This window comes from Streptomyces sp. NPDC043685, from assembly GCF_056436585.1.
Genome location: NZ_JBWKCH010000001.1, coordinates 415232 through 442162 on the forward strand (window position 1 = coordinate 415232; position 26931 = coordinate 442162).

The 26931-nt window shown below is 72.7% G+C and carries 25 protein-coding genes and 1 riboswitch; of the genes, 15 read left to right on the forward strand and 10 right to left on the reverse strand.

Going from position 1 to position 26931, the window contains the following annotated elements; all coding sequences use genetic code 11:
* Positions 1–28 precede the first annotated feature (28 nt).
* Complete coding sequence (pdxR, locus tag AC0665_RS02015) at positions 29–1417, forward strand: MocR-like pyridoxine biosynthesis transcription factor PdxR (protein ID WP_478507371.1); 1389 nt, start codon at positions 29–31, stop codon at positions 1415–1417.
* A gap of 380 nt (positions 1418–1797) precedes the next feature.
* Here the strand turns inward: pdxR and pabB are convergent, their stop codons facing one another.
* Together pabB and AC0665_RS02025 are read right to left on the reverse strand one after the other, a co-directional pair.
* Positions 1798–4311 (reverse strand): aminodeoxychorismate synthase component I, encoded by a 2514-nt coding sequence (gene pabB / locus AC0665_RS02020; RefSeq protein ID WP_478704253.1) that lies wholly within the window; start codon positions 4309–4311, stop codon positions 1798–1800.
* Positions 4312–4653: 342 nt separating this feature from the next.
* The gene (locus AC0665_RS02025; protein WP_363118506.1) at positions 4654–5499 is read right to left on the reverse strand and encodes a DMT family protein; all 846 of its coding nucleotides are present in this window, start codon (positions 5497–5499) and stop codon (positions 4654–4656) included.
* Positions 5500–5624: 125 nt separating this feature from the next.
* Here AC0665_RS02025 and AC0665_RS02030 point away from each other — a divergent pair, with 125 nt between their 5' ends.
* From AC0665_RS02030 to AC0665_RS02040, 3 genes are all read left to right on the forward strand, one after another.
* Positions 5625–5978, forward strand: a complete 354-nt coding sequence (locus tag AC0665_RS02030; protein ID WP_468406878.1) for a hypothetical protein — start codon at positions 5625–5627, stop codon at positions 5976–5978.
* A 16-nt stretch (positions 5979–5994) separates the two neighbouring features.
* Positions 5995–7179, forward strand: coding sequence for a glutathionylspermidine synthase family protein (locus AC0665_RS02035; protein WP_478704254.1), 1185 nt, complete (start codon positions 5995–5997; stop codon positions 7177–7179).
* 123 nt (positions 7180–7302) lie between these two features.
* Positions 7303–7389: riboswitch (ZMP/ZTP riboswitch) on the forward strand.
* A gap of 33 nt (positions 7390–7422) precedes the next feature.
* On the forward strand, positions 7423–8871 hold the full coding sequence (locus AC0665_RS02040) for a glycine hydroxymethyltransferase (RefSeq protein ID WP_478507368.1): 1449 nt from the start codon (positions 7423–7425) through the stop codon (positions 8869–8871).
* Between the two features lie 50 nt (positions 8872–8921).
* Here the strand turns inward: AC0665_RS02040 and AC0665_RS02045 are convergent, their stop codons facing one another.
* Positions 8922–9686, reverse strand: coding sequence for a hypothetical protein (locus tag AC0665_RS02045; protein WP_478605039.1), 765 nt, complete (start codon positions 9684–9686; stop codon positions 8922–8924).
* Positions 9687–9854: 168 nt separating this feature from the next.
* On the opposite strand from AC0665_RS02045, the gene trpS reads away from it, so the two are divergent.
* Both trpS and AC0665_RS02055 read left to right on the forward strand, forming a co-directional pair.
* Positions 9855–10868 carry a tryptophan--tRNA ligase gene (trpS, locus tag AC0665_RS02050; protein ID WP_363118502.1) on the forward strand — a complete coding sequence of 338 codons (1014 nt, stop codon included), beginning with the start codon at positions 9855–9857 and terminating at the stop codon, positions 10866–10868.
* Positions 10869–11007: 139 nt separating this feature from the next.
* Positions 11008–11586 carry a 2'-5' RNA ligase family protein gene (locus AC0665_RS02055; protein ID WP_363118501.1) on the forward strand — a complete coding sequence of 193 codons (579 nt, stop codon included), beginning with the start codon at positions 11008–11010 and terminating at the stop codon, positions 11584–11586.
* A 49-nt stretch (positions 11587–11635) separates the two neighbouring features.
* Here AC0665_RS02055 and AC0665_RS02060 read toward each other — a convergent pair whose 3' ends face one another.
* On the reverse strand, positions 11636–12391 hold the full coding sequence (locus AC0665_RS02060; RefSeq protein WP_366050602.1) for an SDR family NAD(P)-dependent oxidoreductase: 756 nt from the start codon (positions 12389–12391) through the stop codon (positions 11636–11638).
* A gap of 22 nt (positions 12392–12413) precedes the next feature.
* Positions 12414–13796: an FAD-binding protein gene (locus AC0665_RS02065; RefSeq protein ID WP_478704255.1), complete on the reverse strand. Its 1383-nt coding sequence runs from the start codon at positions 13794–13796 to the stop codon at positions 12414–12416.
* A 133-nt stretch (positions 13797–13929) separates the two neighbouring features.
* On the opposite strand from AC0665_RS02065, the gene AC0665_RS02070 reads away from it, so the two are divergent.
* The 4 genes from AC0665_RS02070 to AC0665_RS02085 are packed head-to-tail and all read left to right on the forward strand — an operon-like array spanning position 13930 to position 16745.
* On the forward strand, positions 13930–14451 hold the full coding sequence (locus AC0665_RS02070) for a phosphatase PAP2 family protein (RefSeq protein WP_478704256.1): 522 nt from the start codon (positions 13930–13932) through the stop codon (positions 14449–14451).
* Positions 14444–15388 (forward strand): decaprenyl-phosphate phosphoribosyltransferase, encoded by a 945-nt coding sequence (locus AC0665_RS02075; RefSeq protein ID WP_468406890.1) that lies wholly within the window; start codon positions 14444–14446, stop codon positions 15386–15388. The genes AC0665_RS02070 and AC0665_RS02075 overlap by 8 nt, the downstream gene beginning before the upstream one ends.
* Positions 15385–15837 carry a GtrA family protein gene (locus AC0665_RS02080; protein ID WP_468406892.1) on the forward strand — a complete coding sequence of 151 codons (453 nt, stop codon included), beginning with the start codon at positions 15385–15387 and terminating at the stop codon, positions 15835–15837. The genes AC0665_RS02075 and AC0665_RS02080 overlap by 4 nt, the downstream gene beginning before the upstream one ends.
* Positions 15825–16745 carry a YihY/virulence factor BrkB family protein gene (locus AC0665_RS02085; RefSeq protein ID WP_478704257.1) on the forward strand — a complete coding sequence of 307 codons (921 nt, stop codon included), beginning with the start codon at positions 15825–15827 and terminating at the stop codon, positions 16743–16745. The genes AC0665_RS02080 and AC0665_RS02085 overlap by 13 nt, the downstream gene beginning before the upstream one ends.
* Here the strand turns inward: AC0665_RS02085 and AC0665_RS02090 are convergent.
* The gene (locus tag AC0665_RS02090; protein WP_468635649.1) at positions 16693–18000 is read right to left on the reverse strand and encodes a D-alanyl-D-alanine carboxypeptidase family protein; all 1308 of its coding nucleotides are present in this window, start codon (positions 17998–18000) and stop codon (positions 16693–16695) included. The genes AC0665_RS02085 and AC0665_RS02090 overlap by 53 nt on opposite strands.
* A gap of 91 nt (positions 18001–18091) precedes the next feature.
* Between AC0665_RS02090 and AC0665_RS02095 the strand changes: the two genes are divergently transcribed.
* The 3 genes from AC0665_RS02095 (at position 18092) to AC0665_RS02105 (ending at position 21492) form a co-directional block, all read left to right on the forward strand.
* Positions 18092–18331 carry an SCO4848 family membrane protein gene (locus AC0665_RS02095; RefSeq protein WP_003992504.1) on the forward strand — a complete coding sequence of 80 codons (240 nt, stop codon included), beginning with the start codon at positions 18092–18094 and terminating at the stop codon, positions 18329–18331.
* 23 nt (positions 18332–18354) lie between these two features.
* Positions 18355–19755, forward strand: a complete 1401-nt coding sequence (locus AC0665_RS02100) for a metallophosphoesterase (RefSeq protein ID WP_478704258.1) — start codon at positions 18355–18357, stop codon at positions 19753–19755.
* A gap of 195 nt (positions 19756–19950) precedes the next feature.
* Complete coding sequence (locus AC0665_RS02105; RefSeq protein WP_478704259.1) at positions 19951–21492, forward strand: ABC transporter substrate-binding protein; 1542 nt, start codon at positions 19951–19953, stop codon at positions 21490–21492.
* Positions 21493–21530: 38 nt separating this feature from the next.
* Here the strand turns inward: AC0665_RS02105 and AC0665_RS02110 are convergent, their stop codons facing one another.
* From AC0665_RS02110 to AC0665_RS02120, 3 genes are read right to left on the reverse strand one after another with little or no spacing between them, the layout of a single operon-like run.
* Positions 21531–22277 carry a TetR/AcrR family transcriptional regulator gene (locus AC0665_RS02110; protein ID WP_468406903.1) on the reverse strand — a complete coding sequence of 249 codons (747 nt, stop codon included), beginning with the start codon at positions 22275–22277 and terminating at the stop codon, positions 21531–21533.
* 32 nt (positions 22278–22309) lie between these two features.
* The gene (locus AC0665_RS02115; protein WP_468407635.1) at positions 22310–22804 is read right to left on the reverse strand and encodes a thiol-disulfide oxidoreductase DCC family protein; all 495 of its coding nucleotides are present in this window, start codon (positions 22802–22804) and stop codon (positions 22310–22312) included.
* Positions 22805–22845: 41 nt separating this feature from the next.
* Complete coding sequence (locus AC0665_RS02120; protein ID WP_363118490.1) at positions 22846–23253, reverse strand: hypothetical protein; 408 nt, start codon at positions 23251–23253, stop codon at positions 22846–22848.
* A 119-nt stretch (positions 23254–23372) separates the two neighbouring features.
* On the opposite strand from AC0665_RS02120, the gene AC0665_RS02125 reads away from it, so the two are divergent.
* A complete protein-coding gene (locus AC0665_RS02125) occupies positions 23373–23765 on the forward strand; it encodes a hypothetical protein (RefSeq protein ID WP_468406906.1) in 393 nt (130 codons plus the stop codon).
* Positions 23765–26236 carry a DUF4132 domain-containing protein gene (locus AC0665_RS02130; protein WP_478704260.1) on the forward strand — a complete coding sequence of 824 codons (2472 nt, stop codon included), beginning with the start codon at positions 23765–23767 and terminating at the stop codon, positions 26234–26236. Before AC0665_RS02125 ends, AC0665_RS02130 begins: the two co-directional genes overlap by 1 nt.
* A gap of 3 nt (positions 26237–26239) precedes the next feature.
* Here the strand turns inward: AC0665_RS02130 and AC0665_RS02135 are convergent, their stop codons facing one another.
* On the reverse strand, positions 26240–26860 hold the full coding sequence (locus AC0665_RS02135; RefSeq protein ID WP_478704261.1) for a Uma2 family endonuclease: 621 nt from the start codon (positions 26858–26860) through the stop codon (positions 26240–26242).
* Positions 26861–26931: the final 71 nt, after the last annotated feature.

Consider the following 26931-nt stretch of genomic DNA (forward strand, 5'->3'; position numbering starts at 1 on the left):
AAGCAGCCCAGGAGTATGGTCCATTTCCATGGCGGAACCTTGGGCCACTCTGGGCGTCGACCTGCATGTGGAACCGACCGGGCCGGGCCTGCGCCGGGGGCTGACGGACGCCCTGCGCGAGGCGGTGCGCTCCGGCCGGCTGGCCCCCGGCACCCGGCTGCCCTCCTCCCGCGCGCTCGCCGCCGACCTGGGCATCGCCCGCAACACGGTCGCCGACGCCTACGCCGACCTGGTCGCCGAGGGCTGGCTCACCGCCCGGCAGGGCTCGGGTACCCGGGTCGCCGCCCGCGAGGTCGTCCCGCCGGCCGGCACGGCACACCACCCCCGCGCCCCCGCCCGCCCGGCCTACGATCTGCGCCCCGGCAGCCCCGACCTCGCGTCCTTCCCCCGCGCGCAATGGCTCAAGGCCGCCCGCCGCGCCCTGACCGCCGCCCCGTACCACGCCCTCGACTACGGCGACCCGCGTGGGCGCCCCGAGCTGCGCACCGCGCTCGCCGGGTACCTCTCCAGGGCCCGGGGCGTGCGCGCCGACCCCGAACGGATCGTGGTGTGCTCCGGGTTCGCGCACGGTCTGAAGCTGCTCGGCACGGTCCTGCGGGCGCGCGGGGCCCGCACGGTCGCGGTCGAGTCCTACGGCCTCGACGTGCACCGCAAGATCGTGGCCGACTGCGGCCTGGACACCGTTCCGATGCCCTTCGACCGCCGGGGTACCGACCCGGGCGGGCTGTCCGGGGCCGACGCGCTGCTGCTGACCCCCGCCCACCAGTTCCCCATGGGCGTGCCCCTGCACCGCGACCGCCGGACCGCCGTCGTCGAGTGGGCGCGCCGCACCGGCGGGCTGGTGCTGGAGGACGACTACGACGGTGAGTTCCGCTACGACCGGCAGCCCGTCGGCGCGCTCCAGGGCCTGGACCCCGACCGGGTGGTCTATCTGGGCACCGCGAGCAAGTCCCTCGCCCCCGGGCTGCGGCTGGCCTGGACGGTGCTGCCGCCGGGCCTCGCCGAGGAGGTCGCGGCGGCGAAGGGCGGTGTCGACACCAGCGGGGTGCTCGACCAGCTGACCCTGGCCGAGTTCCTCACCTCCGGCGCCTACGACCGGCACGTGCGCGCGACCCGGCTGCGCTACCGGCGCCGCCGTGACGCCCTGGTCGCCGCCGTCACGGACCGCGCCCCGCAGGCCCGGGTCTCCGGCATCGCGGCCGGGCTGCACGTCCTGCTGCGGCTGCCGCCCGGCACCGAGCAGTCGGTGGTCCAGGCGGCCCACTGGCGCGGTCTCGCGCTCCACGGACTCGCCCGCTACCGCAACCCCGCCGCGTCCGTCGAGCCGCCCGACGCCCTCGTCGTCGGATACGGGACACCGCCGGACCACGCCTGGTCCGGTGCCCTGGACGCGCTGTGCGCGGTACTGCCGGGATGACCGCGGGGGCGGCACGGGCAGTCCTGGGGTGACGAGCCCCGTGACGGCACCGAGACGGGTGGCGGCGAGGAAGGCCGTCACCCGGGCGAAGGCCGTCACGCGGGCGGGCCGGGCGACGGCCGTCACGCGGGCGTTCGAGTCCGGCACCGCGAGCGGCACACGGTCGCCGGGGCGCATCCCGCGGCCGGCCGGAGCGGTGGCCGCGCGGGCGGCGAGGTCGTGCACCTCGCCGTGGGGCCGGGCCCGGTGCCCCTGGTGGAGGGCGGGCCGTCCGGCCCCCGCGCGCCGCTCGGCGAGCCCGGCCGGGCGGGCCGCGGGATCCCCGGGCGCCGCGGTGCCCGGCCGCGGCCGGGCCCGGGGCGGTGCGGCCTGCGCACCGGTCAGCGCCTGGCCTCCCCGGCCGCCCCGGCCGTCTGCTCCGGCGGGCCCTGCCCCCGCAGCCGGCCGGCCGCGTGCCGGTGCAGGGCCCGCATCGGGGCCGCCGTCTTCAGCAGCATCTCGTCGTACTCCGCCTCCGGATCGGAGTCGAGCACGATCGCGCCGCCCGCGCCCAGGTGCGTCATCCCGTCGGCGAAGACAGCCGTCCGGATCACGATGCCGAGGTCCGCGCCGCCGCCACACCCGAAGTAGCCGAGGGCACCCGAGTACACGCCCCGGGCCTCGGTCTCCAGCGAGTCGATGATCTCCAGCGCGCGCGGCTTCGGGGCGCCGGTCATCGACGCGCCCGGGAAGCAGGCCCGCACACAGTCCACCGCGTCCGTGCCGGCCCGCAGCCGTCCCTCCACGGTCGACACCAGCTGGTGCACGGTCGCGTACGTCTCCGTGGCCATCAGCCGGGGCACCCGCACGCTCCCGGTCCGGCAGACCTGCCCCAGGTCGTTGCGCAGCAGATCCACGATCATCAGGTTCTCGGCGCGCGCCCTGGCGTCGGAGGCGAGCGCGTCCCGCAGCCGGGCGTCCTCCTCCGGCCCCTTGCCCCGGGGCGCGGTGCCCTTGACGGGCCGGGCCTCGACCGTGCCGTCCCGGCGCACGCGCAGGAACCGCTCCGGCGAGGAACCGGCCACCTCCACCTCCCCGAAGTTCAGGAACGCCGCGTACGGGGCCGGGTCGTCGCGGCGCAGCGTCCGGTAGAACTCCAGCGGGTCGGGCGGAGCGGGCAACCGGGCGGCGTTCGTCAGACAGACCTCGTAGCCGGTGCCCGCCCGCAGCGCCCGGCGGCACGCCTCGATGTCCGCGAGGTAGGTCGCCCGGTCGCGCACCAGCCACGGTTCGGCGGCGCCGGGGTCGGCCGGGGCGGGCTCCGCGGGCAGCGCCGGCTCTCGCACCGCCACACCGGAGAGGCCGGTCAGCACGCCCTCCAGCCAGTCGGCGGCCTCCCGGGCGGCCTGCGGGGTGTCCTCCGCCAGACAGACGGCGTAGGTGAAGCCCTCCTCGTGGTCCACCGCGATGACCCGGTCGGCGAACAGCCAGGCGGCGTCCGGGGTGGGGGAGCGGTGCCGGTTGGACGACCCGCAGTCGGCCTTCGTCTCGTAGCCGAAGTACCCGACGTAGCCGCCCGTGAAGTCGAACGGCAGCCCGGTGGCGTCCACCCGTCGCTGGGTCAACTGCCGCTTCAGATAGTCGAAGACACTCGCCCCGACCCGCCGCACGGGCCGCCCCGCCCGCTCGATCTCGCACCGCCCGGCATCGACGTCGTACCGCACGAACTCGGAGAGCGGCCCCTGATCGTCCCCGAGGAACGAGAACCGCGACCGTCCCGGCTCCACCAGCGAACTGTCCAGCCAGAAGGCCCGGGGTGCCTCCGCGAACATCCGCCGGAACACCACCTCGGCGTCGACGGCCCCCACCATCCGCCGCGTGTGCAGCCGGTACCCGGCCCGCCCGGGACGACGGGGCCGGGGAACGCGGACGGCGGTCCCTCGCGCGGACGCACCCTCGACCGGCCCGTCGGGCGCACCCTCGACCGGCCTGCCGGGCGCCGCGTCCGTGCCGTTTCCGCTCGGTGTCCCGGCCGGGCCCGCCGCCTTCGCCCACCGGGGCGCCTCGCGGGAGGCGGCGTCGTCGGGCTTGTTCCGTGGTGCGCCAGGGCTGTTGCCGCTCGGCGTTTCGGACCCGCGGGACAAGCTCGCCGCCAGGCGCACCGCGGCCGCGTGGAAGACGCTCGCCGGGGCCGGCTTGTTCAGGCCCGCGGTGTCCGGGAGGGCCGCCGTCGCCCGCCACACCCCCCTCTCGTACCCAAGGACGGCAGACCGGTGCCGGATCACCTCGTGCGTCGGCATCGGCACCGCCGTGTTCTTCGTGCGCAGCTTGCCCGCCCGCTCCGCCGTGAGGTTGCGGAAGTTCACGAGCAGCCGGTGCCCGTACTCCGTGAGGACCGACTCCGGGCGGAACTGCACCCCCCACAGCGGCCGGCTGCGGTGCCTCAGACCCATCAGGACGCCGTCCTCCGCCCAGGCCGTGGCCTCCAGCGCGTCCGGCAGCGGTTCGCGCACGGCCAGGGAGTGGTAGCGGACGGCGGTGAAGTGCTGCGGCAGACCGTGGAACAGGTCCCGCCCGTCGTGCCGGATCGTGGACAGATGCCCGGCCCGCGGCTCCGGAGCGGGTTCCACCGCCCCGGCCTCCCCGAGCGCGATGCCCTGATGCCCCAGACACACACCGAGCACGGGAACCGGGGAGGTGGCGAGCAGCCTGCTCCCGATGCCGAAGTCACGGGGCACACCCGGATGCCCGGGGCCCGGCGACACCACGAGATTGTCGAACGCACGCAGATCGGGAAGGCCGTCGACGGGCGCGTCGTTCCGGACCACCACCGGCTCCTCGCCGTTGACCTCGGCGATCAGCTGGAACAGGTTGTACGTGTACGAGTCGTGATTGTCGATGAGCAGGGTCTTCACCCGCCCACCTCCCTCTGTTCGTTCGCGGGCCCGTGCGGCCATTTCCCGAAGAAAGGCCGGAGCCGCACAGACACAACGACAGCGTGCGAAACAGCGCGTTGAAGTCAGCGCATCAGGGAAGCGCCGTCAGATCGGATCACTCCCGGGCCGGGGCCGGGCCCTCGCAGGTGAAGCGATGGACGACATGCCTTTCCGCCCCTGCGTCGGCCATTACCCCACCCTCCGAAAATCCGGCTGCCGCGCGGTCGCGCATTGCCGGTCACGCCGTCCCATACGGAAAGCGCTCACTGCGCGTTCACGATGCAACGAACAATGAGCGGGCGGCCGGAAATGCCCGGCGGCTCACCGCGGCGCGCCGGCGCTCTCCTCCGCCTCCACCGGCGCCTCCCCGAACCGCGACAACGCCAGCGCCCCCGCCACCGCCACCGCGAAACCGGCGATCGCCAGCCACCCCAGACCCGGCCGCGTACGGTCCCCGAGCCACACCACACCGATCAGCGCGGGCGCGACCGTCTCCCCGAGCACCAGCCCGGCCGTCGCCGTGGTCACCGAACCGCGCTGGAGGGCCGAGGTCAGCAGCAGGAACGCCGCCCCGCCGCCCAGCAGCAGCGCGTACGTCGCCGGATTCGGGAACAGCTCACCGGGGGACAGCCCGTCGATGAGCCGCACCGACACCTCCACCACCCCGAACCCGAGCCCCGCTCCCAGGCCGAGCGCCAGCGCCCGCCCGCGCTCCGGCAGCCGCCCGCCCGCCGCCCCGAGCAGCAGCACCCCGCCCGCCGCCCCGAGCATGGCCCACTTCAGCCAGGCCGGCCCTTCCTCGTCGCCCTCCGCCCCGGACGCCAGCCCGAGCAGCGCGAGCCCGGCACACACCACCGCCACCGCCGCCCACTCCAGGCGGCTGAGCCGCACCTTCAGCAGCCGCGCCGCGACCACGGCCGTCACCGCGAGGCTCGCGGCCAGCGCCGCCCCCACGGCGTAGATCGGCACCGACCGCAGGGCGAGGATCTGCAACACGAAACCGAGCCCGTCCAGTCCGAGGCCCGCCAGGTACCGCCACTGCCGCAACGCCCGCCACAGCAGCGCCACGTCCCCGCCCGGGCCGGTCGCCGCCGCCGACCGCGCGGCGATCGCCTGCAACACCGTCGCCGTACCGAAGCAGACCGCCGCACCAAGGGCGCACACCATTCCAAAAATCACAAACCGACAGTAGGGGAGCGGCTGTGTACGGGGGGTCATGCGCGCCCGTTCACACCGCTCTCTAGGCTGACCGTCTGTCAGTGCACGACGGGGAGACCGGGGGAGACACGCACATGGCTGAAACACGTCGAAGGCTGCGCTCGAGCACGGTGGTGCTGGGCGGCATGGGCGTCCTCGCGGCGGCCCTGTCGGCCTGCGGCTCCGACCCCGACCGCCGCTGTGTGGACCGGGACAGCTACGACTACATCAACGGCTACAAGATCGTCGCCGACAAGAACTGCTCGTCCGGCACGTCCTCCTCCGGCAAGGGCCGCAAGAAGACCGGCAAGACCAGGGGCGCCGACGCCGACTGGTACTACGACGCGGACGTCAGCGGCGGTTACGCCGACAACGGCACCTTCAGCCGTGACGAGGCCGTGGACCGGGGCGGCTTCGGCTGCTCCGGCTCCGGCAGCGGCGGCGGCTGACGGGCGGGCGCGGCAGATGGAACGCCGGACCATGGAGCCCCGCCCCGGCTGGCAGCAGACCGTCGAGGAACAGGGCCTGATCTACCCCCTGACCCGCTACCCCGACGACTCCCTGCGCCCCTACTGGGACGAGAGCGCGTACTACGTCTTCTCCCTGGAGGAGATCGAGGCCCTCGAAGAGGTGGTCGAGGACCTCCACCGCATGTGCCTGGCCGCCGCCGAGCACATCGTCACCGAGGACCGCTTCGCCGACCTGGGCATCACCGACCCGCGCGTCGCCCGCGCGGTCGCCGAGGCCTGGCGGCGCCGCGCCGAACTCCCCTCCGTCTACGGCCGCTTCGACCTCCGCTACGACGGCACCGGCCCGGCCAAGCTGCTGGAGTACAACGCCGACACCCCCACCTCGCTCGTCGAGGCCGCCTCCCCCCAGTGGTTCTGGATGGAGGAGCGCTTCCCCGGCGCCGACCAGTGGAACTCCCTGCACGAACGCCTCATCGACGCCTGGAAGAAGCAGGCCGCCCTCCTCCCGCCGGGCAACCCCCTCTACTTCGCGTACTCGTCGGCCGACGAACTCGGCGAGGACATGATGACGGTCGCCTACCTCAAGGAGACCGCCGAGCAGGCGGGCCTGGCCACCGACTGGATCGCCATGGAGGAGATCGGCTGGGACCGCCTCTCCCGCCGGTTCGTCGACAACCGCCTCCGCTTCATCCGCAGCGTCTTCAAGCTCTACCCCTGGGAGTGGCTCACCACCGACCGCTTCGCCGACCACGTCCTGGACACCCTCGACAACGGCGGCGGCACGGGCTCCACCCTGTGGATCGAACCGGCCTGGAAGATGCTCCTCAGCAACAAGGCCCTGCTCGCCGTCCTCTGGGAGCTGTACCCGGACCACCCGAACCTCCTCCCCGCCTACCTGGACGGCCCCCGGGACCTGCCGTCCTCCACGGGCTGGGTGGCCAAGCCCCTCCTGGGCCGCGAGGGCGCGGGCGTCACGATCCACGAGCCCGGATCCACCCCCACCGTCCGCGACGAGCCCTGCTGCTACCAGCAGCTGGCCCCCCTGCCCGACTTCGACGGCAACCGGGTGGTCCTGGGCGCCTGGGTGGTGGAGAACGAGTCGGCGGGCCTGGGCATCAGAGAGTCCTCGGGCCTGATCACGGACGAGTACGCCCGCTTCCTGCCCCACGTGATCTTGTAAACGGAGCTCAGGGGGAACGTACCCAAGGGCGCGGGGAACTGCGCGACAAGCCACGACGCACCCGCACTCGGCAACGACGAGCAACCCGGCAGATGATCCCCCGGCCCCCCACCCGGTAGGCTGACCGAGGGCCGTGACTGGCGCGCTGGGATGGGACCAACCATCGGGGAGCGGCCCGAGCAGTCAGAGCCGTGCGCCTGGGCCGTACCGTGAACGCTGAACGCAACGTCCGGAGGTCCACACATGTCAGCCGAGCCCCTCTCCACCGCTTCCACCGCCTACCGCGCCGCCCTCGACGTGATTCGCGCCGTCGAACCCCGCGTGGCGGACGCCATCGGCCAGGAGGTCGCCGACCAGCGCGAGATGCTCAAGCTGATCGCCTCCGAGAACTACGCCTCCCCGGCCACGCTCCTGGCCATGGGCAACTGGTTCAGCGACAAGTACGCCGAGGGCACCATCGGCCGCCGCTTCTACGCCGGCTGCCGCAACGTCGACACCGTCGAGGGCCTCGCCGCCGAGCACGCCAGGGAACTGTTCGGCGCCCGCCACGCCTACGTCCAGCCGCACTCCGGCATCGACGCCAACCTGGTCGCCTTCTGGGCCGTCCTCGGCGCCCGGGTGGAGGTGCCCTTCCTCGAGAAGACCGGCGTCCGCCAGATCAACGACCTGACCGACGCCGACTGGGCCGAGCTGCGCCAGGCCTTCGGCAACCAGCGCATGCTCGGCATGTCCCTGGACGCCGGCGGCCACCTCACCCACGGCTTCCGCCCGAACATCTCCGGCAAGATGTTCGACCAGCGCTCCTACGGCACGGACCCGGCCACGGGCCTCATCGACTACGAGGCCCTGCGCGCCTCCGCCCGCGAGTTCAAGCCGCTGATCATCGTCGCCGGTTACTCCGCCTACCCCCGCCTGGTGAACTTCCGGATCATGCGCGAGATCGCCGACGAGGTCGGCGCGACGCTCATGGTCGACATGGCGCACTTCGCCGGCCTGGTCGCGGGCAAGGTCCTCACCGGCGACTTCGACCCGGTGCCGCACGCCCAGATCGTCACGACGACCACCCACAAGTCGCTGCGCGGCCCGCGCGGCGGCATGGTCCTGTGCGACGACTCCCTCAAGGACCAGGTCGACCGCGGCTGCCCGATGGTCCTCGGCGGTCCGCTCCCGCACGTCATGGCCGCCAAGGCCGTGGCCCTCGCCGAGGCCCGCCAGGCGTCCTTCCAGGACTACGCCCAGCGCATCGTCGACAACTCCCGCGCCCTGGCCGAGGGCCTGATGCGCCGCGGCGCGACCCTCGTGACCGGCGGCACGGACAACCACCTCAACCTGATCGACGTCGCCTCCTCCTACGGGCTCACCGGCCGCCAGGCCGAGGCCGCGCTGCTGGAGTCGGGCATCGTCACCAACCGCAACGCCATCCCCGCCGACCCGAACGGCGCCTGGTACACCTCCGGCATCCGCATCGGCACGCCCGCGCTGACCACGCGCGGCCTCGGCACCGCCGAGATGGACGAGGTCGCCGGCCTCATCGACCGCGTCCTCACCACGGCGGAGCCCGGCACCACCAAGTCGGGCGCCCCCTCCAAGGCGGCCCACGTCCTCGACGCCAAGATCGCCGACGAGATCTCCCGCCGCGCCACCGACCTCGTGGCCGGTTTCCCGCTGTACCCGGAGATCGACCTGGGCTGACGCCCGTGGTCCGTCACCCGTCCGGGGCCCGGGCCGACGTGCACGGTCCGTCACTCGTCCAGGTCGATCAGCACCTGACGCGGCTCCTCCCGCGGCGGTCCGGCTTCCCGCCGGGCCGCCGCGCGGCGTATCAGCAGCGTGCCGCCCGCACCGGCCGCGAGCCCCAGCGCCCCCGCCGTCACCGCCCACCGGACGTCACCGCGCACCGGACCGTCCGGGTCCGCCGCGGGGGGCGGGCTCGCGACGGGTCCGCCCTCCGCGTCACCGAGCAGCCGGGCCAGGTCGAACCGCTCGAAGACGGACCGCGGCGCCCGGTGCCAGCGGATGTCGTCGTCCTCCACGGTGGGGCTGGGGTCCGAGCGCACCCAGGGCGTGCCGTCCTCGGCAACGACCAGCTGGTCCTGCCGCTCGACGGCCACGTCCCCGCCCGGCGGCCGGTTCGTGCTCGGCCAGCCGCCGACCCCGGACAGCCCCCAGAGCACCGTGAGCCGCACCTGCGGGAAGTCCCCCTCCGCCCAGTCGTCCGGCACCCGCTCCGTCTGCGTGTGCGTGGGCTCCAGCAGCTGCCACAGCCGGGCGAAGTCCCGCTGCCCCGAGCGCACCGCCGCGGTCCGCCCCGTCCCGCCCGCGACGACCATCGCCACGTCGGGAACGTCCCGCCCCCGCGCCGGTACGGCAGCGGCGGCCGGGACCGCCGCACCCCCGGCCGGAACGGCCGCCACGGACACCACCAGCCCCCACCACACCACCCCGGCCCGCAACCCAGCCGAACCCACCCGGCCCCGGCGTCCGCCGGCCCCGCCTCGTATCCGCATCGGTCCCCCTCCGCTCGGCCCCACAACGGCCACAACGGCCCACCCCGAACCCGCCCGGGGGGCAGCCCCTCCGTGCCTCACCCTTGTTACACCGCCGGAGCCGCACGGGAGCCCGTCTGTTTCCGGCCGGTTCCGGATCGGACCCCGGGACCTGAGAGAATGGTGGGCATGGCCTCTGACCGACCTCGCGTGCTCTCCGGGATCCAGCCCACCGCCGGCTCGTTCCACCTCGGCAACTACCTCGGCGCCGTCCGCCAGTGGGTGGCCCTCCAGGAGACCCACGACGCGTTCTACATGGTCGTCGACCTGCACGCGATCACCATCCCGCAGGACCCGAAGGACCTGCGCGCGAACACGCGCCTGGCCGCCGCCCAGCTCCTGGCCGCCGGCCTCGACCCGGACCGCTGCACCCTCTTCGTGCAGAGCCACGTCCCCGAGCACGCCCAGCTCGCCTGGGTCATGAACTGCCTCACCGGCTTCGGCGAGGCCGGCCGGATGACCCAGTTCAAGGACAAGGCCGCCAAGCAGGGCACCGACCGCGCGTCGGTCGGCCTGTTCACGTACCCGATCCTCCAGGTCGCGGACATCCTGCTCTACCAGGCCCACGAGGTCCCGGTCGGCGAGGACCAGCGCCAGCACATCGAGCTCACCCGTGACCTCGCCACGCGCTTCAACGGCCGCTTCGGCGAGACCTTCACGCTCCCCAAGCCGTACATCCTCAAGGAGACGGCGAAGATCTACGACCTCCAGGACCCGTCGATCAAGATGAGCAAGTCGGCCTCCACGCCGAAGGGCCTCATCAACCTCCTCGACGAGCCCAAGGCCACCGCCAAGAAGGTCAAGAGCGCCGTCACCGACACCGACACGGTGATCCGCTACGACGCCGAGAACAAGCCGGGCGTCAGCAACCTGCTCACGATCTACTCGACCCTCACCGGCGAGAGCATCGGCGAGCTGGAGGAGAAGTACACCGGCAAGATGTACGGCGCGCTCAAGACCGACCTCGCCGAGATCATGGTCGACTTCGTCACGCCGTTCCGGGAGCGCACCCAGCAGTACCTGGACGACCCCGAGACGCTCGACTCGATCCTCGCCAAGGGCGCCGAGAAGGCCCGCGTGGTCGCCGCCGAGACCCTCTCCCAGGCGTACGACAAGGTGGGCTTCCTGCCCGCCAAGCACTGAACCCGCCCCCGCGCACAGCCGTACGACCGAACAGCGCTGTACATCACTCCGGTTGCGCCTGCCCGGAACCCGGCCGTGGCCTTACAGTCGATAACCGGGTGGTCGTATCAGCGGCCACACTGACACGACAGGAGACGACGTGGGGACCGTAACGATCGGTGTCTCGATCGCGGTCCCGGAGCCTCACGGCAGCGAGCTCCAGCAGCTGCGCGCGGGCTTCGGCGACGCCGCTGCTCACGGCATCCCCACCCACGTCACCCTGCTGCCGCCGACCGAGGTCGACGAGAGCGCCCTGCCGGCCGTCGAGGCGCATCTGGCCGAGGTCGCCGCGGCCGGCCGCCCGTTCCCCATGCGGCTGTCCGGCACCGGCACCTTCCGGCCCCTGTCGCCGGTGGTGTACGTCCGGGTCGTCTCGGGCGCCGACGCCTGCACACGGCTCCAGGAGCAGGTCCGCGACCCCGCAGGACCGGCCGCACGCGAACTGCAGTTCCCGTACCACCCGCACGTCACCGTGGCCCACGGCATCGACGAGGCGGCCATGGACCGCGCCTTCGAGGAGCTCGCCGGTTACGAGGCCGAGTGGCCCTGCACCGGCTTCGCCCTCTACGAGCAGGGCGCCGACGGCGTGTGGCGCAAGCTCCGCGAGTTCCCCTTCGGCGGCTCGGTGGTCCCCCCGCAGGCCGGGCGGGTGGAACGCGGCTCGGTCCCGACCCGCTGACCGGCCCCCGGGGCCACGGCGCGGTCCCGACCCGCCGACCGTCTCCGGGTCAGACCGGCAGCCGCCGGAACACCGGGCGTGGCAGGTGCCGCAGCGCCGCCATCACCACCCGCAGCGCCCCCGGCACCCACACCGTCTCCGAGCGGCGCCTGAGGCCCAGCTCCACGGCCGTCGCGACCGCCTCGGGCGTGGTCGCCAGCGGCGCCTCGGGCAGCCCGGCGGTCATCCGCGTCCGCACGAACCCGGGGCGCACCACCATGACGTGCACACCCGTGCCGTGCAGCGCGTCGCCCAGGCCCTGCGCGAAGGCGTCGAGGCCGGCCTTGCTGGAGCCGTAGATGAAGTTGGCGCGGCGGGCCCGCTCGCCCGCGACGGAGGACAGCACGACCAGCGAGCCGTGCCCCTGGGACTGGAGCGAGCGGGCGCACACCAGGCCCGCCGAGACCGCGCCGGTGTAGTTGGTCTGCGCGACCCGCACCGCCGCCTCCGGGTCCCGCTCGTCACGGGCCTGGTCACCCAGCAGCCCGAAGGCGAGGAGCACCATGTCGACGTCGCCCTCGGCGAAGACCTTGCCCAGCACGGCCTCGTGCGAGGCCGGGTCGAGGGCGTCGAAGGCGACGGTGTGCACCTCCGCCCCGAGCCCGCGCAGCTGCCCGGCGGCCTCCTCCAGGGCCGGGGAGGGGCGGCCGGCGAGCCAGACCGTGCGGGTGCGGCGGGCGATCAGGCGGCGGGCGGTGGCCAGCGCGATCTCCGACGTCCCGCCGAGGACGAGCAGGGACTGGGGGAGACCGAAGGCGTCCTTCATGACAGCAGCTCCTTGAGGTTGCTCACAGACTGAGGCGGCGGGCCAGGTCGGACACGAACACCCCGCGCGGATCCAGCTCGGCGCGCAGCTCGCGGAAGTCGTCGAGACGCGGGTACATGGCCGCGAGCAGCTCCGGGCGCAGCCGGGAGTCCTTGGCCAGGTAGACGCGTCCGCCGGCGGCGGCGACCTCCTCGTCGAGTTCGTCGAGGAACGCGCCGAGGCCGGGCAGGCTCGCCGGGATGTCCAGCGCCAGCGTCCAGCCCGGCACGGGGAACGACAGCCAGCCCGGGTCGGACTCCCCGAAGCGTTTGAGGACGGCCAGGAAGGACGGGCAGCGGCGTTCGGAGATCCGGCGCACGATCCGGCGCAGGGCGTCCTCCCGGCCGTAGCCGACGACGAACTGGTACTGCACGAAGCCGCCGCGGCCGTAGACGCGGTTCCAGTGCGGCACGCCGTCCAGGGGGTGGAAGAACGCGGAGATGCGCTGGACCTGGCCGGTGCGGGCGCGGGGGGCCTTGCGGTACCAGAGTTCGTTGAACAGGCCGACGGTCGTCCGGGTGAGCAGGCCCTCGGGGAGGAGCCTGGGCGTGGCCGGAAGACGCGAGGTGCGGAAGGCGAGCGGGTCCCGGCGCAGGCGTGCGGGAAGCGCGTCCAGCGGCGCGTGATCGCCGCGCGTGAGGACCGCGCGCCCGGTGGCGGCGCCCCGGGCCAGCAGGTCGATCCAGGCCACCGAGTAGCGGTAGCGGTGGTCGGTGGCCGCGAGCCGGGCCATCAGGTCGTCCAGGTCCGTGGCCCGTTCGGTGTCGACCGACATCAGCGACGTCTCGACCGGCTGGAGCCGGATCGTCGCGGTGAGGATCACGCCGGTCAGGCCCATGCCGCCGGCCGTGGCGTCGAAGAGCGGCGTGCCGGGGATCACCGTGCGGATCTCACCGTCGGCGGTGAGCAGTTCGAAGGCGAGGACGTGCCGCGCGAAGGAGCCCGAGACGTGGTGGTTCTTGCCGTGGATGTCGGCGCCGATCGCCCCGCCGACGGTGACGTACCGCGTGCCCGGGGTGACCGGCACGAACCAGCCGAGCGGCAGCAGCACCTCCATCAGCCGGTGCAGGGAGACGCCCGCGTCGCACAGCACGGTCCCGCCGTCGGCGTCGATCGCGTGCACCCGGTCCAGGGCCGTCATGTCGAGCACGGAGCCGCCCGCGTTCTGCGCCGCGTCCCCGTACGCCCGTCCCAGCCCCCGGGGGATCCCGCCGCGGGCCCCGCAGTCCCGGACGGCTGCCGCGGCCTCCTCGTACGTCCGGGGGCGGATCAGCCGGGCGGCGGTGGGGGCGGTGCGCCCCCAGCCCATGACGGTGGTGTGGTCAAGGCCCATGACGTCCGGGTCGAAATCGGTGTCGGCAGACATGTCCGTGACCGTATCGCCCTACTGTGAGCGATTAGTTAGCGAACATGGCATCCCTCCCCGAAATGGGTGATTAATGGGATGTCGCTCAATATTGCCGGAGTTCAGGCCTGATGGGCGTGAACAGTGAATCCACATGGACGACCTCGACGACCTGCACGACATGGACCACCGGATCGTTTCGGCGCTCAGGGCGTGCGGCACCGACCCACGCGTCGCCGGTGCCGCGCGTGCCCTGTCCTGGGCGGGGGAGCACGCGGCGTTGTGGCTGGCGGCGGGCCTCGCCGGAGCCGCCCTCGACGGCGCCCGGCGCGGCGCCTGGCTGCGCGGCACCGCCCTCATCGCCGGGGCGCACCTCGTCAGCATGGGGGTGAAACGGGTCGTGCGCAGACCGCGCCCCGCGCACGTCGACCCCCTGGTGCGCACCGCCGGCCGGCACTCCTTCCCCAGCTCGCACGCCACCTCCGCCGCGGCCGCCGCCGTCGCCTTCGGCGCCCTGGGAGCACACGCGGTCCCGCCGCTCGCCGCCGCCGTGTGCGTCTCGCGCCTGGTGGCCGGAGTCCACTACCCCTCGGACGTGGCCGCCGGAGCGGCCCTGGGCGCCCTCACGGCCCGGCTCGGCGCCCGCTGGATGCGCGGAGGCGCCCACCATGACTGAGACGGCCATCCTGCGGCAGCGCACCCCTGAGGAGCGGTCCGCACCACCCCGCAAGGGCGGCCTCCTGGCCGGTCTCCTGCGGACCGCGCGCCCGAAACAGTGGGTCAAGAACGTCCTCGTGGTGGCCGCCCCGGCCGCCGCGGGCGAGCTCTTCTCCCGGCACGCCGCGATCCAACTGAGCCTGGTCTTCGCCCTCTTCACCGCCTGCGCCGCCGCCGTCTACCTCGTCAACGACGCCCGCGACGCCGACGCCGACCGCGCCCACCCCGTCAAACGGCACCGCCCGGTCGCCGCAGGACAGGTCCCCGTACCCCTCGCCTACACCGTCGGCGGCCTCCTCGGCGTCCTCGCGCCCGCCGCCGCCGCGTGGCTGTGCGGCCCGGCCGTCGCCGCGCTGCTGACCGCCTACCTCGGCATGCAACTGGCCTACTGCGTCAGCCTGAAGCACGTCCTGGTCGTCGATCTCGCCGTCGTCACCACCGGGTTCCTGATGCGGGCCATGATCGGCGGACTCGCCCTCGGCATCCCGCTGTCGCGCTGGTTCCTGATCACCACCGGCTTCGGCGCGCTGTTCATGGTGTCGGCCAAGCGCTACTCGGAAGCCGTCCAGATGGCCGGGAAGGCGGGCGCCACACGGGCGTTGCTCACCGAGTACACCACCGGCTACCTCCGCTTCGTCTGGCAGCTCGCGGCCGGGGTCGCCGTCCTCGGCTACTGCCTGTGGGCCATGGAGGAGGGCGGCGTCCCGCACACCAGCGTGCTGCCCTGGCGCCAACTGTCCATGGTGGCCTTCATCCTGGCCGTCCTGCGGTACGCCGTCTTCGCCGACCGCGGCACGGCCGGCGAACCCGAGGACGTAGTCCTGCGCGACCGCGCGCTCGCCCTCATCGGCGTGGTGTGGATGGCGATGTACGGCCTGGCCGTGGCGAATTGGTGACCACGCGCGTGTGGGGCGGCCCCGGCACCCCCCGCCGCCGGGAACTGCTCGGCTTCGCCACCGTCGGCCTCGCCGCCTACGCCGTCGATCTCGCCCTGTTCACCGCGCTGCGCGGCCCCGCCGGACTCGACCCGCTCACCGCCAAGTCCGTGTCCTTCCTGGCCGCCTGCACGGTCGCCTACGCCGGCAACGCCCTGGGCACCTACCGCGCCGCGCGCGCACCCGGCCTGCGGGCGTACGCCGCCTTCTTCGCGGTGAACCTCGCCGGGGCCGCCGTGCAACTGCTCTGCCTGGCCGTCAGCCACTACGGGCTCGGCCTCACCTCGCAGCGCGCCGACACCGTCTCCGGCGCGATCGTCGGCATGGCGCTGGCCACAGTCCTGCGGTTCTGGGGTACCCGCACATGGGTGTTCCGGGCGGAGGGCAGAGTCGGATCATGGACTGGCTGAAAAGACTCCCGGTGATCGGGCCGTGGGCGGAGCGGCTGATGATCACGCACGCGTGGCGGTCGTACGAGCGGCTGGACCGCGTGAAGTGGACGCGGCTGGCCGCCGCGATGACCTTCACCAGTTTCGTCGCGCTGTTCCCGCTGCTGACGGTGTCCGCCACCATCGCCGCCGCCACCCTCAGCACGTCACAGGAGCACAAGCTCCAGGACAAGCTCGCCGAGCAGGTCCCCGGCATCTCCGACCAGCTCGACATCGCCGGTCTGGTCGACAACGCCGGCACCATCGGACTCATCGCGGGCGCCCTGCTGTTCTTCACCGGCGTCAGCTGGGCCGGGTCGATGCGCGAGTGCCTGCGGGCGGTGTGGGAGCTGTCCGACGAGGAGGAGGAGAACCCGGTCCTGCGCTACGGCAAGGACGCGGGTGTCCTGATCGGCCTCGGCGGCGCACTGCTCGTCACCATCGCCGCCTCTGCCATCGCCTCCGCCATGATCGGCTGGTTCACCCTGGAAGCCGGCATCGAGGAGGGCGGCTGGGGCGGGGTCCTGCTGCACATCGCCGCGTTCCTGATCGCCGTGCTGGCCAACTTCCTGCTGCTGCTCTACGTCCTGACCCTGCTGCCCGGCGTCGAGCCGACGCGCCACCGCCTGTTCGTGGCGGCGCTGACCGGCGCGATCGGCTTCGAACTGCTGAAACTGCTGCTCAGCGGCTACCTTCAGGGCGTGGCGGCGAAGAGCATGTACGGCGCGTTCGGAGTGCCCGTCGCGCTGCTGCTGTGGATCAACTTCACCTCGAAGCTGGTGCTGTTCTGCGCCTCCTGGACGGCGACGCGGAGCAAGGAGGACGAGGTCCCGGGCCTCACGGGCGCGTCCGGCGGCGCACCAGATCCGGCAGCGGCCAGCGGCGGTTGACCAGGAACGCGCCGCCCGCGAGCAGCACCAGCACCCCGCCCGCTATACCGAGCGCCGTCCCGATGCCGCTGGCACCGCCCGCGGCCGGGGCGCTGGCCACCGGCTTCGCACCGGTCGCCGCCGGGCCGCTGCCGCCGTCCCCGGAACCACCGGCCTCGCCGGAGGGGTTCGCGCCGGGCTGGGCACTGGACTGCGCGGCGCTCCTGGGCGGCACCAGCTCGCCCACCGGCTGCACCTTCCCGGCCGCCTTGAAGCCCCAGTCGAACAGCCGGGCCGTCTCCTTGTAGACCTCGTTGTGCTCGGGCTTCTCCGGGTTCATCACCGTCACCAGCAGCACCTTGCCGCCGCGCTCGGCGACGCCTGTGAAGGTGGCGCCCGCGTTGGTGGTGTTGCCGTTCTTGACGCCCGCGATGCCCTGGTAGACCGGCACGTCGGAGTCACCGGCCAGCAGCCGGTTGGTGTTCTGGATCTCGAAGGACTCGCGGACCTTCTTGCCCTTCTTGCCCTTCTTGGTCTGCCCCGGGAACTTGGCCCGCACCGTCGAGGCGTACTCGCGGAAGTCCTTCTTCTGCATCCCGGAGCGGGCGAACAGCGTCAGGTCGTACGCGGAGGAGACCTGCCCCTCGGCGTCGTAGCCGTCCGGGCTGACGACGTGCGTGTCGAGGGCCTGGAGCTCCTCGGCGTGCTCGTTCATCTCCTTGACGGTGTTCTCGACGCCCTTGTTCATGGCGGACAGCACGTGCACGGCGTCGTTCCCGGAGCGCAGGAAGACGCCCAGCCACAGGTCGTGGACCGTGTACGTCTCCTCCTCCTTTATCCCGACCATGCTGGAGCCCGAGCCGATGCCGGCCAGGTCGGAGGGGACGACCTTGTGCTTGGTGTCGCTGGGGAACTTCGGCAGCAGTGTGTCGGCGAACAGCATCTTCAGCGTGCTCGCCGGGGCGAGGCGCCAGTGCGCGTTGTGGGAGGCCAGCACGTGACCGGACTCGGCGTCGGCGACGATCCAGGAGCGGGCGCTGAGGTCCTTCGGCAGCACCGGCACGCCGCTCGCCAGGTTCACCTGCGTGCCCGGCTTGCCGAGCCGGGCGCCGCCCACGGTCGACATCGACGCCGGGGGAGTGGCCGACGGGCTCGCCGACGGGCTGTCCGACGGCTTCGGGGCGGCGAGGGCGGCGGGCGCGGCCAGGGCGAGGGACGACAGGACGGCGGAGGTGACCAGCAGGGATCGCCTGGCGGTCTTCTTCGGAGCGGGCACGGTCGGAAACGTACATGCCGTACGGGGGGAAGTCCCGTCTCCGGCCCCACCCCGGGAACGGAACCGGACACGCCCTGGCGATACTGGTGCCATGAAGCTCAGCCGCCCCGTCTCCTGGTTCCTGCTCGCCTTCGGGGTGTGGAGCTGGGTCATCTGGATCACTTTCGTCAAGAACCTGGTCAAGGACGGCAGCGGGCTCGCCTTCGACGACGGTCGTCCCACGGCCTACTTCTGGGTGCACCTGCTGCTCGCCGTCGTTTCCTTCGTATTGGGGACGGTCATCGGGGCCATCGGGTTGCGTGGTCTGCGCGCACTGCGCCGGACGTCATAGCGGCGAGCGGGAGACTCGACACCGTGGTCATCGTTTTCGTACTCGTCGCAAGCCTGGTCCTGGCCCTCGTCGTGACGGCCAACTGGTACGTGTGGCGCCGCCTGTTCCGCGACACCACCGGCGGCCCGGGCCTCGTGCGCCGCGCGGGTGCGGTCCTGATCGCGGGCGGCTGGGCCCTGGCGATCGGCGCCCTGGTCGCCGAACGCACGGGCGTCCCCTTCCGGCTCCAGCAGATCCTCGCCTGGCCGGGCTTCCTGTGGCTGGCCCTGTCGATCTACCTGCTGCTGGCCGTGCTGGCGGGAGAGATCGTCCGCCCGCTCCTGCGCCGCTTCCTCGAACACCGAGCGAGCCGAACGCACCAGGGCCGGACGCCGACCACCGCTGATCCGACGTCGGCGGCCCCCTCGAGCCCGTCCCCCGACGCGTCTCCGGCCGCGACGAGCGCACCGCGGGCGAACGGCGGCGGCACGACCGCGTCCGTGACGGCCTCCCGCTCCGGCCGCGCCCGCAGCGCCACCGCACCCCACCCGCGGTCCGACCCCGCGCCGGACGCCCCCGAGGATCCCCCGCAGCCCCCCGGCGCCACCACCCCCACCGGGCCCTCCCGCCGGCTCTTCGTCTCCCGGGTCGTCGCCGGGACCGCCGCTGCCGCCGCGGTCGGGACCGTGGGGTACGGGACGTACGGGGTGCTGCGCGGTCCGAAGGTCAAGCGGGTCACCGTGCCGCTGGCCAAGCTGCCGCGCGCCGCACACGGATACCGGATCGCCGTGGTCAGTGACGTGCACCTCGGGCCGGTCCTGGGGCGCGGCTTCGCACAGAAGGTCGTCGACACGATCAACGCGACGCAGCCCGACCTGATCGCGGTCGTCGGCGACCTGGTCGACGGCAGCGTGAAGGACCTCGGCCCGGCGGCCGCCCCGCTCGCCGGGCTCAGGGCCCGGCACGGGTCCTACTTCGTCACCGGCAACCACGAGTACTTCTCCGGCGCCGAGCAGTGGGTCGAGGAGGTCCGCCGCCTGGGCATCGACCCCCTGGAAAACGCCCGCGAGGAGATGCCGTACTTCGACCTGGCCGGGGTCAACGACGTGGCCGGCGAGGACGAGGGCCAGGGGCCCGACTTCGCCAAGGCGCTCGGCGACCGGGACACCGCCCGCGCGTGCGTCCTGCTCGCCCACCAGCCCGTGCAGATCCACGACGCCGTCGAGCACGGCGTCGACCTCCAGCTCTCCGGCCACACCCACGGCGGCCAGCTCTGGCCGGGCAACCTCGTCGCTGCCGGCGCCAACCCCACCCTCGCGGGCCTGGACCGCTACGGCGACACCCAGCTCTACGTCTCGCGCGGCGCCGGTGCCTGGGGTCCGCCCACCCGGGTGGGAGCACCGTCGGACATCACCGTGATCGAGCTCGCGTCGAGGCAGGCCTGACGGCACGCCCACCCTGTGCGGGAGCTGTGAAACCGTACCGAAACGCCCATCGGTAAGTTCTTTCCCAACTCATTCGATCTCCCTTCCCCCTGCTCGAAATCGTGTGATTGGGTGAGCCCGCCACGAAGGGGTGTGGCATACGCACAAGGGCCCCAAGGGGGTCCGGGGAGGGCAAAGCCGATGCGATCGGTTCGCATGCGGATACTCGCGGGGCTGCTGGTCCTGGCCGCCGCGGGCGTGGGCGCCTGGCAGTTGTCGCCGTCCAGGGGCGACGGGAAGACCATCACGGTCGGCACGACGGACGGCGTCACCTCGCTGGACCCGGCCGGCGCCTACGACGCGGGCTCCTGGGCGCTGTTCAGCAACGTCTTCCAGTCGCTGCTGACCTTCGCGCCGGGCGGCACCGCTCCCGTGCCGGACGCGGCGAAGAGCTGCGCGTTCGCGCACGGCGACCTCACCACGTACCGCTGCGAGCTGCGCGACGGCCTCACCTTCCCCAGCGGCCGGACGATGGACGCCGAGGACGTGAAGTACTCCTTCGACCGGATCCTGAGGATCAAGGCCCCGGTCGGACCGGCGTCCCTGCTGGGCACGCTCGGTTCCGTGGACGCCGACGGCATGACCGTCACCTTCCACCTGACCTCACCGGACGCGACGTTCCCCTTCAAGGTGGCCACCGGCGCCGGCTCGATCGTCGACCACACCGCGTACCCGGCCGCCAAGCTGCGCACCGGCGCCCGCGTCGACGGCACCGGCCCGTACACCCTCACCTCGTACACCAAGAACCGGGACGCCGTCCTCACGCCCAACAAGCACTACCGGGGCGCCGTCGGAGGCGGCACCGCCAAGCCCGTGGACCTGCGCTACTACGCCACCCCCGAGGCCCTGGACACCGCCTGGAAGGACAGGCAGGTCGAGGTCGCGACCGACCAGCTGCCGCCCGGCGTCCTCGCCGGGCTCAACCCGAGCGACCCCGGGCAGCGCGTCTACGAGGCGGACGGCTCCGAGACCCGGAACCTGTACTTCGACACCCGTTCCGGCAAGCCGCTGCACGACCCGAAGGTCCGTCAGGCCATGGCCTGGCTGATCGACCGCGAGCAACTGGCCGCCACCGTCTACGACGGCACCGTCGACCCGCTGTACTCCCTGATCCCGGCCGGCCTGACCGGTCACACCGCTTCCTTCTTCGACGACTATCCCGAGCCCGACCCGAAGAAGGCCCGGCGGCTGCTCACCCAGGCCGGTGTGAGCCTGCCGGTGCGCTTCACCTACGGCTACGCCGAGGGCCGGGGCGCCGGTGAGCAGGAGGCGGCCGAGATCAAGAAGGAGCTGGAGGCGAGCGGTCTGTTCCAGGTCACCCTCAAGGGCTACGAGTGGACCGCTTTCCAGAAGCAGTGGGCGACCGGCAAGCTCGACGCGTACGCCGTCGGCTGGGTCGCGGACTTCCCCGACCCGGACACCTTCGGCGCCGCGCTCGTCGGCACCGGCAGCGCCATGAACACCGGCTACAGCAGCAAGACCGTCGACCGGCTCATCAAGGACAGCCGGCGCTTCGCCGAGCGGACCGACGCCGCCCAGGACTTCCGCTCGGTGCAGCAGACCGTCGCGCAGGACGTGCCGGTGCTGCCGCTGTGGCAGGCGAAGGAGTACGTCGTGACGACCGAGGACGTCGGCGGTGGCCAGTACCTGTCGGACGGCACGGGCGTGTTCCGCCTGTGGAGCCTCACCACCCTCTGAGGCCTCCGCGTCCTCCGACGACCCGCCATGGCCGCCGGTCAGGGGTCGGTGCGCCGCCGGGCCGCCGGGTCGGGGATGGCGTGTGTCATCCCCGGCAGGAAGTCCGTGAACAGCTCGTGCACCTCGCGCACGAGCGGTCGCAGCACCCGGAAGCGGGCCAGGGCCACACCCCGCGCGGTGAGCCGGGCTCCGCGTTCGGCGAGCCGGTAGCTCCGCTCGCGGCCCTCGGTCCGGTCGAAGATCCAGTACAGGCACAGCCCCATCTGGGACAGCCACATCAACTCGGGCAGGATGTCCCGCAGTTCGTCGGGCACCTTGGTCTTCGTCGCCCCGGCCAGCACGTCCCGGTGGACGCTGATGGCCTCCTCGCGCGCGTGCTCCGACTCGGGCGAGAAGGGGCTGAGCGGGCTGTCGGGGTCGGCGGCGTTCTTGAAGAACTGCACCGCGAACTCGTGGTACGGCGCGGCGATGTCCAGCCAGGCCCGCAGCACCCCCGCGAGCCGGGCCTCCAGATCGGTCTCCCGGTCCAGGATCTCGCGGACCGCCACCTGGTGCTCGGCGGCGATCCGGTCGTAGAAGCCCTGGATCAGGTGCTCCTTGCCCGCGAAGTAGTAGTAGGCGTTGCCGACGGAGACCCCGGCCTCCTTGGCGATGGCCCGCATCGTCGTCTTGTCGTAGCCCCGCTCCTGGAACAGCCGCATGGCCGTCTCCAGGATCAGGGCGCGGGTCTGCTCGGACTTGGTGGGGGTGGCGCCGTCGTCGGGGCCGTCGTTCTTCGCGGGCACGGGAAGAGAGCCTAACGTCAGCACCGGTGCGGTCACCGAGGGGCGCAGGTGCCGTCGGCGCAGCCCGGCCCGGTGTGGCTCCAGCCGCTGTCCGGGTCGTACGACCAGCCGTCCGCCCTCCGGTACACCCGGCCGCCCCACTGCGCGCCGCCGCGCTGCCCCCGGTGCCACTGCGCACCGCGCCACTTGGCCGCGGCGAGCACCGCGCCCCTGGCGAGCCGGGCACCGGACGGGGTGCTCAGCCGGTGGGCGAGCGGGCGGTGCTCGCGCAGCGCCCAGAGGGTGACCACCCAGGCGGCGGGACCCTGGTAGACCTGCCCGGCGTCACCCACGACGGTGATCTCGTCGAGGGTGGCGCCGTGGTCCAGGCCGGGCCAGCGCCGCCTGGCCTCCTCGGAGGCGGCCGGGACCAGCTCCAGCGGCACCAGGTGGCGCTGGAGCAGGAGCCAGTCGCGCAGGAACGCGCACAGGGAGCACTCGGCGTCGTACAGGACGGTGAGCCGGCGCACCGGTGCGGGCGCGTTCATGCCGGTCGCGTTCGTGCCGCTGGCGTTCACGCGGGCCTCCGTCAGGCCCGCGCCGACGGGGCGACCCAGCCCTGCGGTGGCACCGGCGGCACCTGCTCCCGCTCCATGGTCCCCCGGCGCCGGATCCGGTTCAGCACGTAGACGTTGGCCAGGTGCATCACGCCGAGCACCAGCAGCACCACGCCGAGCTTGGTCGACAGGGCCTCGAAGACGCCGCGGGCGTCGGTGATGGTCCCGTCGCCGCTCAGGTACAGGGCGACGAACCCGAGATTGACGAGGTAGAAGCCCACCACCAGGAGGTGGTTGACCGCATCGGCGAGCTTCTCGTTGCCGTGCAGCACGTCGGCGAGGAAGACCTTTCCGTTCCGGCTGAGCGTGCGGGCCACCCAGACGGTCAGACCGATGCTGACCAGCAGGTATATGACGTAGGCGATGACCGTGCGGTCCATTGCCCCACCCTTCTTGAACACGTTCAAAACGCTGTCGGGGATGACTCTAGACCTACTTTTGAACATGTTCAACACAAGGGTCGGGGTGATTGTCAGTGGTGCCCCGTACTGTCCTCGGCATGGGAATCGTGACGTTCGTCGACGAGACGACGACGGGGGAGCGGCGGGCCGCCTGGGGGCTGGAGATCGCCGAAGAGCGCCTGACCGTACGGGAACTGATCCGGCGCCGGGTGTTCCAGGAGGTCGCGGAGTACAACGCCCGCAGGCCGGAGGTCTTCCAGGGCCTGGTACAGCCGCAGGACACCGAACGGGTGCTGAACGGCTACGCGGTGCGCACGCCCCGCCGCATCGACCCCGAGGCGCAGACGGCCCTGGCCGAGCGGGCCTTCGCGGGCAACGGCTTCCTGGTGCTGGTGGGAGACCGTCAGGTCACCGACCCGGACGAGGAGATCGAGCTGACGCTCGGCACCGAGGTCACGTTCCTCAAGCTCGTCCCCCTGGTGGGTGGCTGATGAGCGCCTCCGGTACCCCCCGGTCGCACCTCGACCGGCTGCGCGACCCCATCACCGGCGGCGACATGGAGCAGGTCGCCGACGAGGTCCTGACCGTCCTGGACTCCCGCCGCGGCATCTGGGGCGGAGAGTGGGAGCAGGTGCTCGACCGGCTCCGCGAGCTGCCCGCCGACCGCCGCCGCGAGCTGCTGCACGCCCTGGCCGACCGCTTCCGCCGGGCCGGTGACGACACGGAGGCCCGCTGCCGCCATCTCGTCCTGTGCGGCATGATCTCCGAGGACCTCGCCGACGATCCGCTGGCCGCCGAGCGCCGCAAGGCCCTGGACGACCTCGGCCGGCGACAGTCCTTCTTCTACGCGTTGCGCTTCGAGGTCCTGATCCGCGCCGAACTGGCCGCCGGCCGCCCCCTGCCCGCGCCCGTCGTGGCCGTCGTCCGCCGCGCGGCCCTGGACGCCTACCGCGCGAGCGACCTCGTCGGGCTGGCCCCGCAGCTCACCGACCCCGTCCTCAACGTCGGCGAGGCATGGGCCGATCAGGCCCTGAGCGACGCCACCACCCCCGACTGGCAGGCCCTTCTGCGGTACGCCATGACGGCCACCGCCTCCAAGCCGAACGCGAAGTGGGACAAGGGCGCGCTGGCCCTGCTGGACACCCTCGGCGCGGACGCCGTCCGCGAGACGGTCCTGACCTGGCTCGCGCTCGTCGGCCGCCCCCGCACGCTGCCGCTGGAGCGCCGCGAGTGGGAAACGGACGTCAACAACGCCTACGACCCCTACAACGCGACGGCCCTGCGCGGCCTGGCCTGGCTGCTCTCCCTGCTGCCGCCCCGGCCCGAGACCGCGCGGGCCCTGGGCGCCCTGGTCGAGACCTCCCTGAGGAAGGTGGCGGGCATCGGCCCCCGCAACCCGAAGGTCGCGAACGCGGGTGTCGTCGCGCTGGCCCGCATCGACTCCGAAGCGGCCCTCGCCGAACTGGCCCGGCTGGCCACACGGCTGACGTACAAGAACACGGCCAAGCTCGTCGACACGGCCCTGGAGGCCCGGGCCACCGCGCTCGGCCTCGGCCGCGAGGAGATCGAGGAACTGGCGGTCCCGGCGTACGGCCTGACGGAGGTCGGCCGGGCGACGTACCACTTCGGCGAGGCCACGGCCCTGCTGGAGGTCCACGGCACCCGGGCCGTGCCGAGCTGGCGCAACGCGGCGGGCAAGCCGGTCAAGAGCGTCCCGGCCGCGGTGAGGCGCGACCACGCCGACGCGCTGAAGGACCTGAAGACCGCGGTCAAGGACATCGACAAGATGCTCTCGGCGCAGAGCGAGCGCCTGGACCGCCAGTTCCTCGCCCGCCGCAGCTGGCCCTACGCCGTCTGGCGCGAGCGCTACCTCGACCATCCCCTGGTCGGCACCCTGGCCCGCCGTCTGCTGTGGACGATCGACGGCCGGCCGGCCGGATACGCGGACGGCGAGCTGCGCACACTGGCCGACGAACCGCTCACCGAGGGCACCCGGGTCGAACTCTGGCACCCCGTCGGCCGCGAGAGCGCCGAGATCGTCGCCTGGCGCGACTGGCTGGAGCGGCACGGCATCACCCAGCCGTTCAAGCAGGCCCATCGCGAGATCTACCTGCTCACGGACGCCGAGCGGGCCACGCGCACCTACTCCAACCGCTTCGCGGCGCACATCCTGCGCCAGCACCAGTTCAACTCCCTGGCGGCGCTGCGCGGCTGGCGCAACAAGCTCCGCCTGTGCGTCGACGACTCGGCCCCTCCCGCCACCCGAGAGCTGCCCCAGTGGGGCCTGCGCGCCGAGTACTGGATCGAGGGCGACGGCGAGGAGTACGGCGTCGACACCACCGAGTCCGGCAGCTATCTGCGCCTGCGCACCGACCAGGTCCGCTTCTACCCGATCGACGCCCCGGAGAACTCCGCCCACTGCTACGGCGGCGAGTACGCCATGTGGCTCCGCGACGGCCAGGACCCCGTCGAGCCGCTCCCCCTGGAGGACATCCCGCCCCTGGTCCTCTCCGAAGTCCTGCGCGACGTCGACCTGTTCGTCGGCGTCTCCAGCATCGGCAACGACCCGACCTGGCAGGACGGCGGCCCCGGCGGCCGTTTCCGCGAGTACTGGACGTCGTACGGCTTCGGCGAGCTGAACCAGAGCGCCGAGACCCGCAGGCTCCTGCTCGAACGCCTCGTCCCGTGCCTGGCGATAGCCGACCGCTGCACGCTGGAGGGCCGCTTCCTCCACGTCCGCGGCGACCGCCACACCTACAAGATCCACCTCGGCTCGGGCAACATCCTCATGAGCCCGAACGACCAGTACCTCTGCATCGTCCCGAAGTCCGACCCGACGGCTCAGGGCACGGGGTATCTCCCCTTCGAGGGCGACCGCATGCTGGCGGTCATCCTGAGCAAGGCGATGCTGCTGGCGGCGGACACGAAGATCACGGACCGGTCGATCCTGAGCCAGCTGTGAGCCTCAGTCGCTCGTCCTCGCCTGACCGGCCTTGAGGATCTCGGCCACGTCGAGGGTCACCTTCGCGCCGATGGAGTCCGGGAGGGAGACGAGCTCGCCGTGGGCATGGGGGCGGTGGTTCTCGTAGGTGCTTCCGGCCGGGTCGGTCAGGACGTGGAGGCGCTGGTGCTTGCGGTCCACGACGAGGTAGACCGGGACCTTGGCCTCGGCGTAGGCGGCGGCCTTGGTCTTCAGGTCGTCCTTCCAGTTGCCGGAGGTGACCTCGAGAACGAGACGGAAGCAGGCGGGGTCGTACGCGTTGTTCTCGACGAGGTGGTCGTCGATGTCGGCGTCCACCACCACGAGGTCGGGAATGGCGTAGTCCTCGGCTCCGGTGGGGAGCCAGAGGCCGACCTTCTGGAGAACCTCGGTCTCGCCGTCGGCCAGCCCTGCTGCGATGAACGGGCGCATGAGTTCGGTCAGGGCTCGGGCATGAGGTGCATCCGGGGACGGGGTCACGAGGAGATGGCCTCCGATGATCTCGACGCGGTAGCCCGGATGGCGCTCCATGATCTCGTCGGCGATGGTCGTGAGGGTGACCGGCTCTTCTTCGTGGAAGGGCTGCTCGACGGAAGCTGCGGACATCAGGTGCCTCCTGGGGAGCTGGTGTCGAGAGCGTCATCGTAGGCAGGACGACGTCCGTGCGGCCCGTTCCG

Excerpts from the sequence above, each read along its gene's own strand:
- pdxR (WP_478507371.1), top strand. The coding sequence starts at position 29 with ATGGCGGAACCTTGGGCCACTCTGGGCGTCGACCTGCATGTGGAACCG.
- AC0665_RS02025 (WP_363118506.1), bottom strand. The coding sequence starts at position 5,499 with ATGGTGTGCGCCCTTGGTGCGGCGGTCTGCTTCGGTACGGCGACGGTG.
- AC0665_RS02030 (WP_468406878.1), top strand. The coding sequence starts at position 5,625 with ATGGCTGAAACACGTCGAAGGCTGCGCTCGAGCACGGTGGTGCTGGGC.
- AC0665_RS02035 (WP_478704254.1), top strand. The coding sequence starts at position 5,995 with ATGGAACGCCGGACCATGGAGCCCCGCCCCGGCTGGCAGCAGACCGTC.
- AC0665_RS02040 (WP_478507368.1), top strand. The coding sequence starts at position 7,423 with ATGTCAGCCGAGCCCCTCTCCACCGCTTCCACCGCCTACCGCGCCGCC.
- AC0665_RS02045 (WP_478605039.1), bottom strand. The coding sequence starts at position 9,686 with ATGCGGATACGAGGCGGGGCCGGCGGACGCCGGGGCCGGGTGGGTTCG.
- trpS (WP_363118502.1), top strand. The coding sequence starts at position 9,855 with ATGGCCTCTGACCGACCTCGCGTGCTCTCCGGGATCCAGCCCACCGCC.
- AC0665_RS02060 (WP_366050602.1), bottom strand. The coding sequence starts at position 12,391 with ATGAAGGACGCCTTCGGTCTCCCCCAGTCCCTGCTCGTCCTCGGCGGG.
- AC0665_RS02065 (WP_478704255.1), bottom strand. The coding sequence starts at position 13,796 with ATGTCTGCCGACACCGATTTCGACCCGGACGTCATGGGCCTTGACCAC.
- AC0665_RS02070 (WP_478704256.1), top strand. The coding sequence starts at position 13,930 with ATGGACGACCTCGACGACCTGCACGACATGGACCACCGGATCGTTTCG.
- AC0665_RS02075 (WP_468406890.1), top strand. The coding sequence starts at position 14,444 with ATGACTGAGACGGCCATCCTGCGGCAGCGCACCCCTGAGGAGCGGTCC.
- AC0665_RS02085 (WP_478704257.1), top strand. The coding sequence starts at position 15,825 with ATGGACTGGCTGAAAAGACTCCCGGTGATCGGGCCGTGGGCGGAGCGG.
- AC0665_RS02095 (WP_003992504.1), top strand. The coding sequence starts at position 18,092 with ATGAAGCTCAGCCGCCCCGTCTCCTGGTTCCTGCTCGCCTTCGGGGTG.
- AC0665_RS02105 (WP_478704259.1), top strand. The coding sequence starts at position 19,951 with ATGCGGATACTCGCGGGGCTGCTGGTCCTGGCCGCCGCGGGCGTGGGC.
- AC0665_RS02115 (WP_468407635.1), bottom strand. The coding sequence starts at position 22,804 with ATGAACGCGCCCGCACCGGTGCGCCGGCTCACCGTCCTGTACGACGCC.
- AC0665_RS02120 (WP_363118490.1), bottom strand. The coding sequence starts at position 23,253 with ATGGACCGCACGGTCATCGCCTACGTCATATACCTGCTGGTCAGCATC.
- AC0665_RS02125 (WP_468406906.1), top strand. The coding sequence starts at position 23,373 with ATGGGAATCGTGACGTTCGTCGACGAGACGACGACGGGGGAGCGGCGG.
- AC0665_RS02130 (WP_478704260.1), top strand. The coding sequence starts at position 23,765 with ATGAGCGCCTCCGGTACCCCCCGGTCGCACCTCGACCGGCTGCGCGAC.
- AC0665_RS02135 (WP_478704261.1), bottom strand. The coding sequence starts at position 26,860 with ATGTCCGCAGCTTCCGTCGAGCAGCCCTTCCACGAAGAAGAGCCGGTC.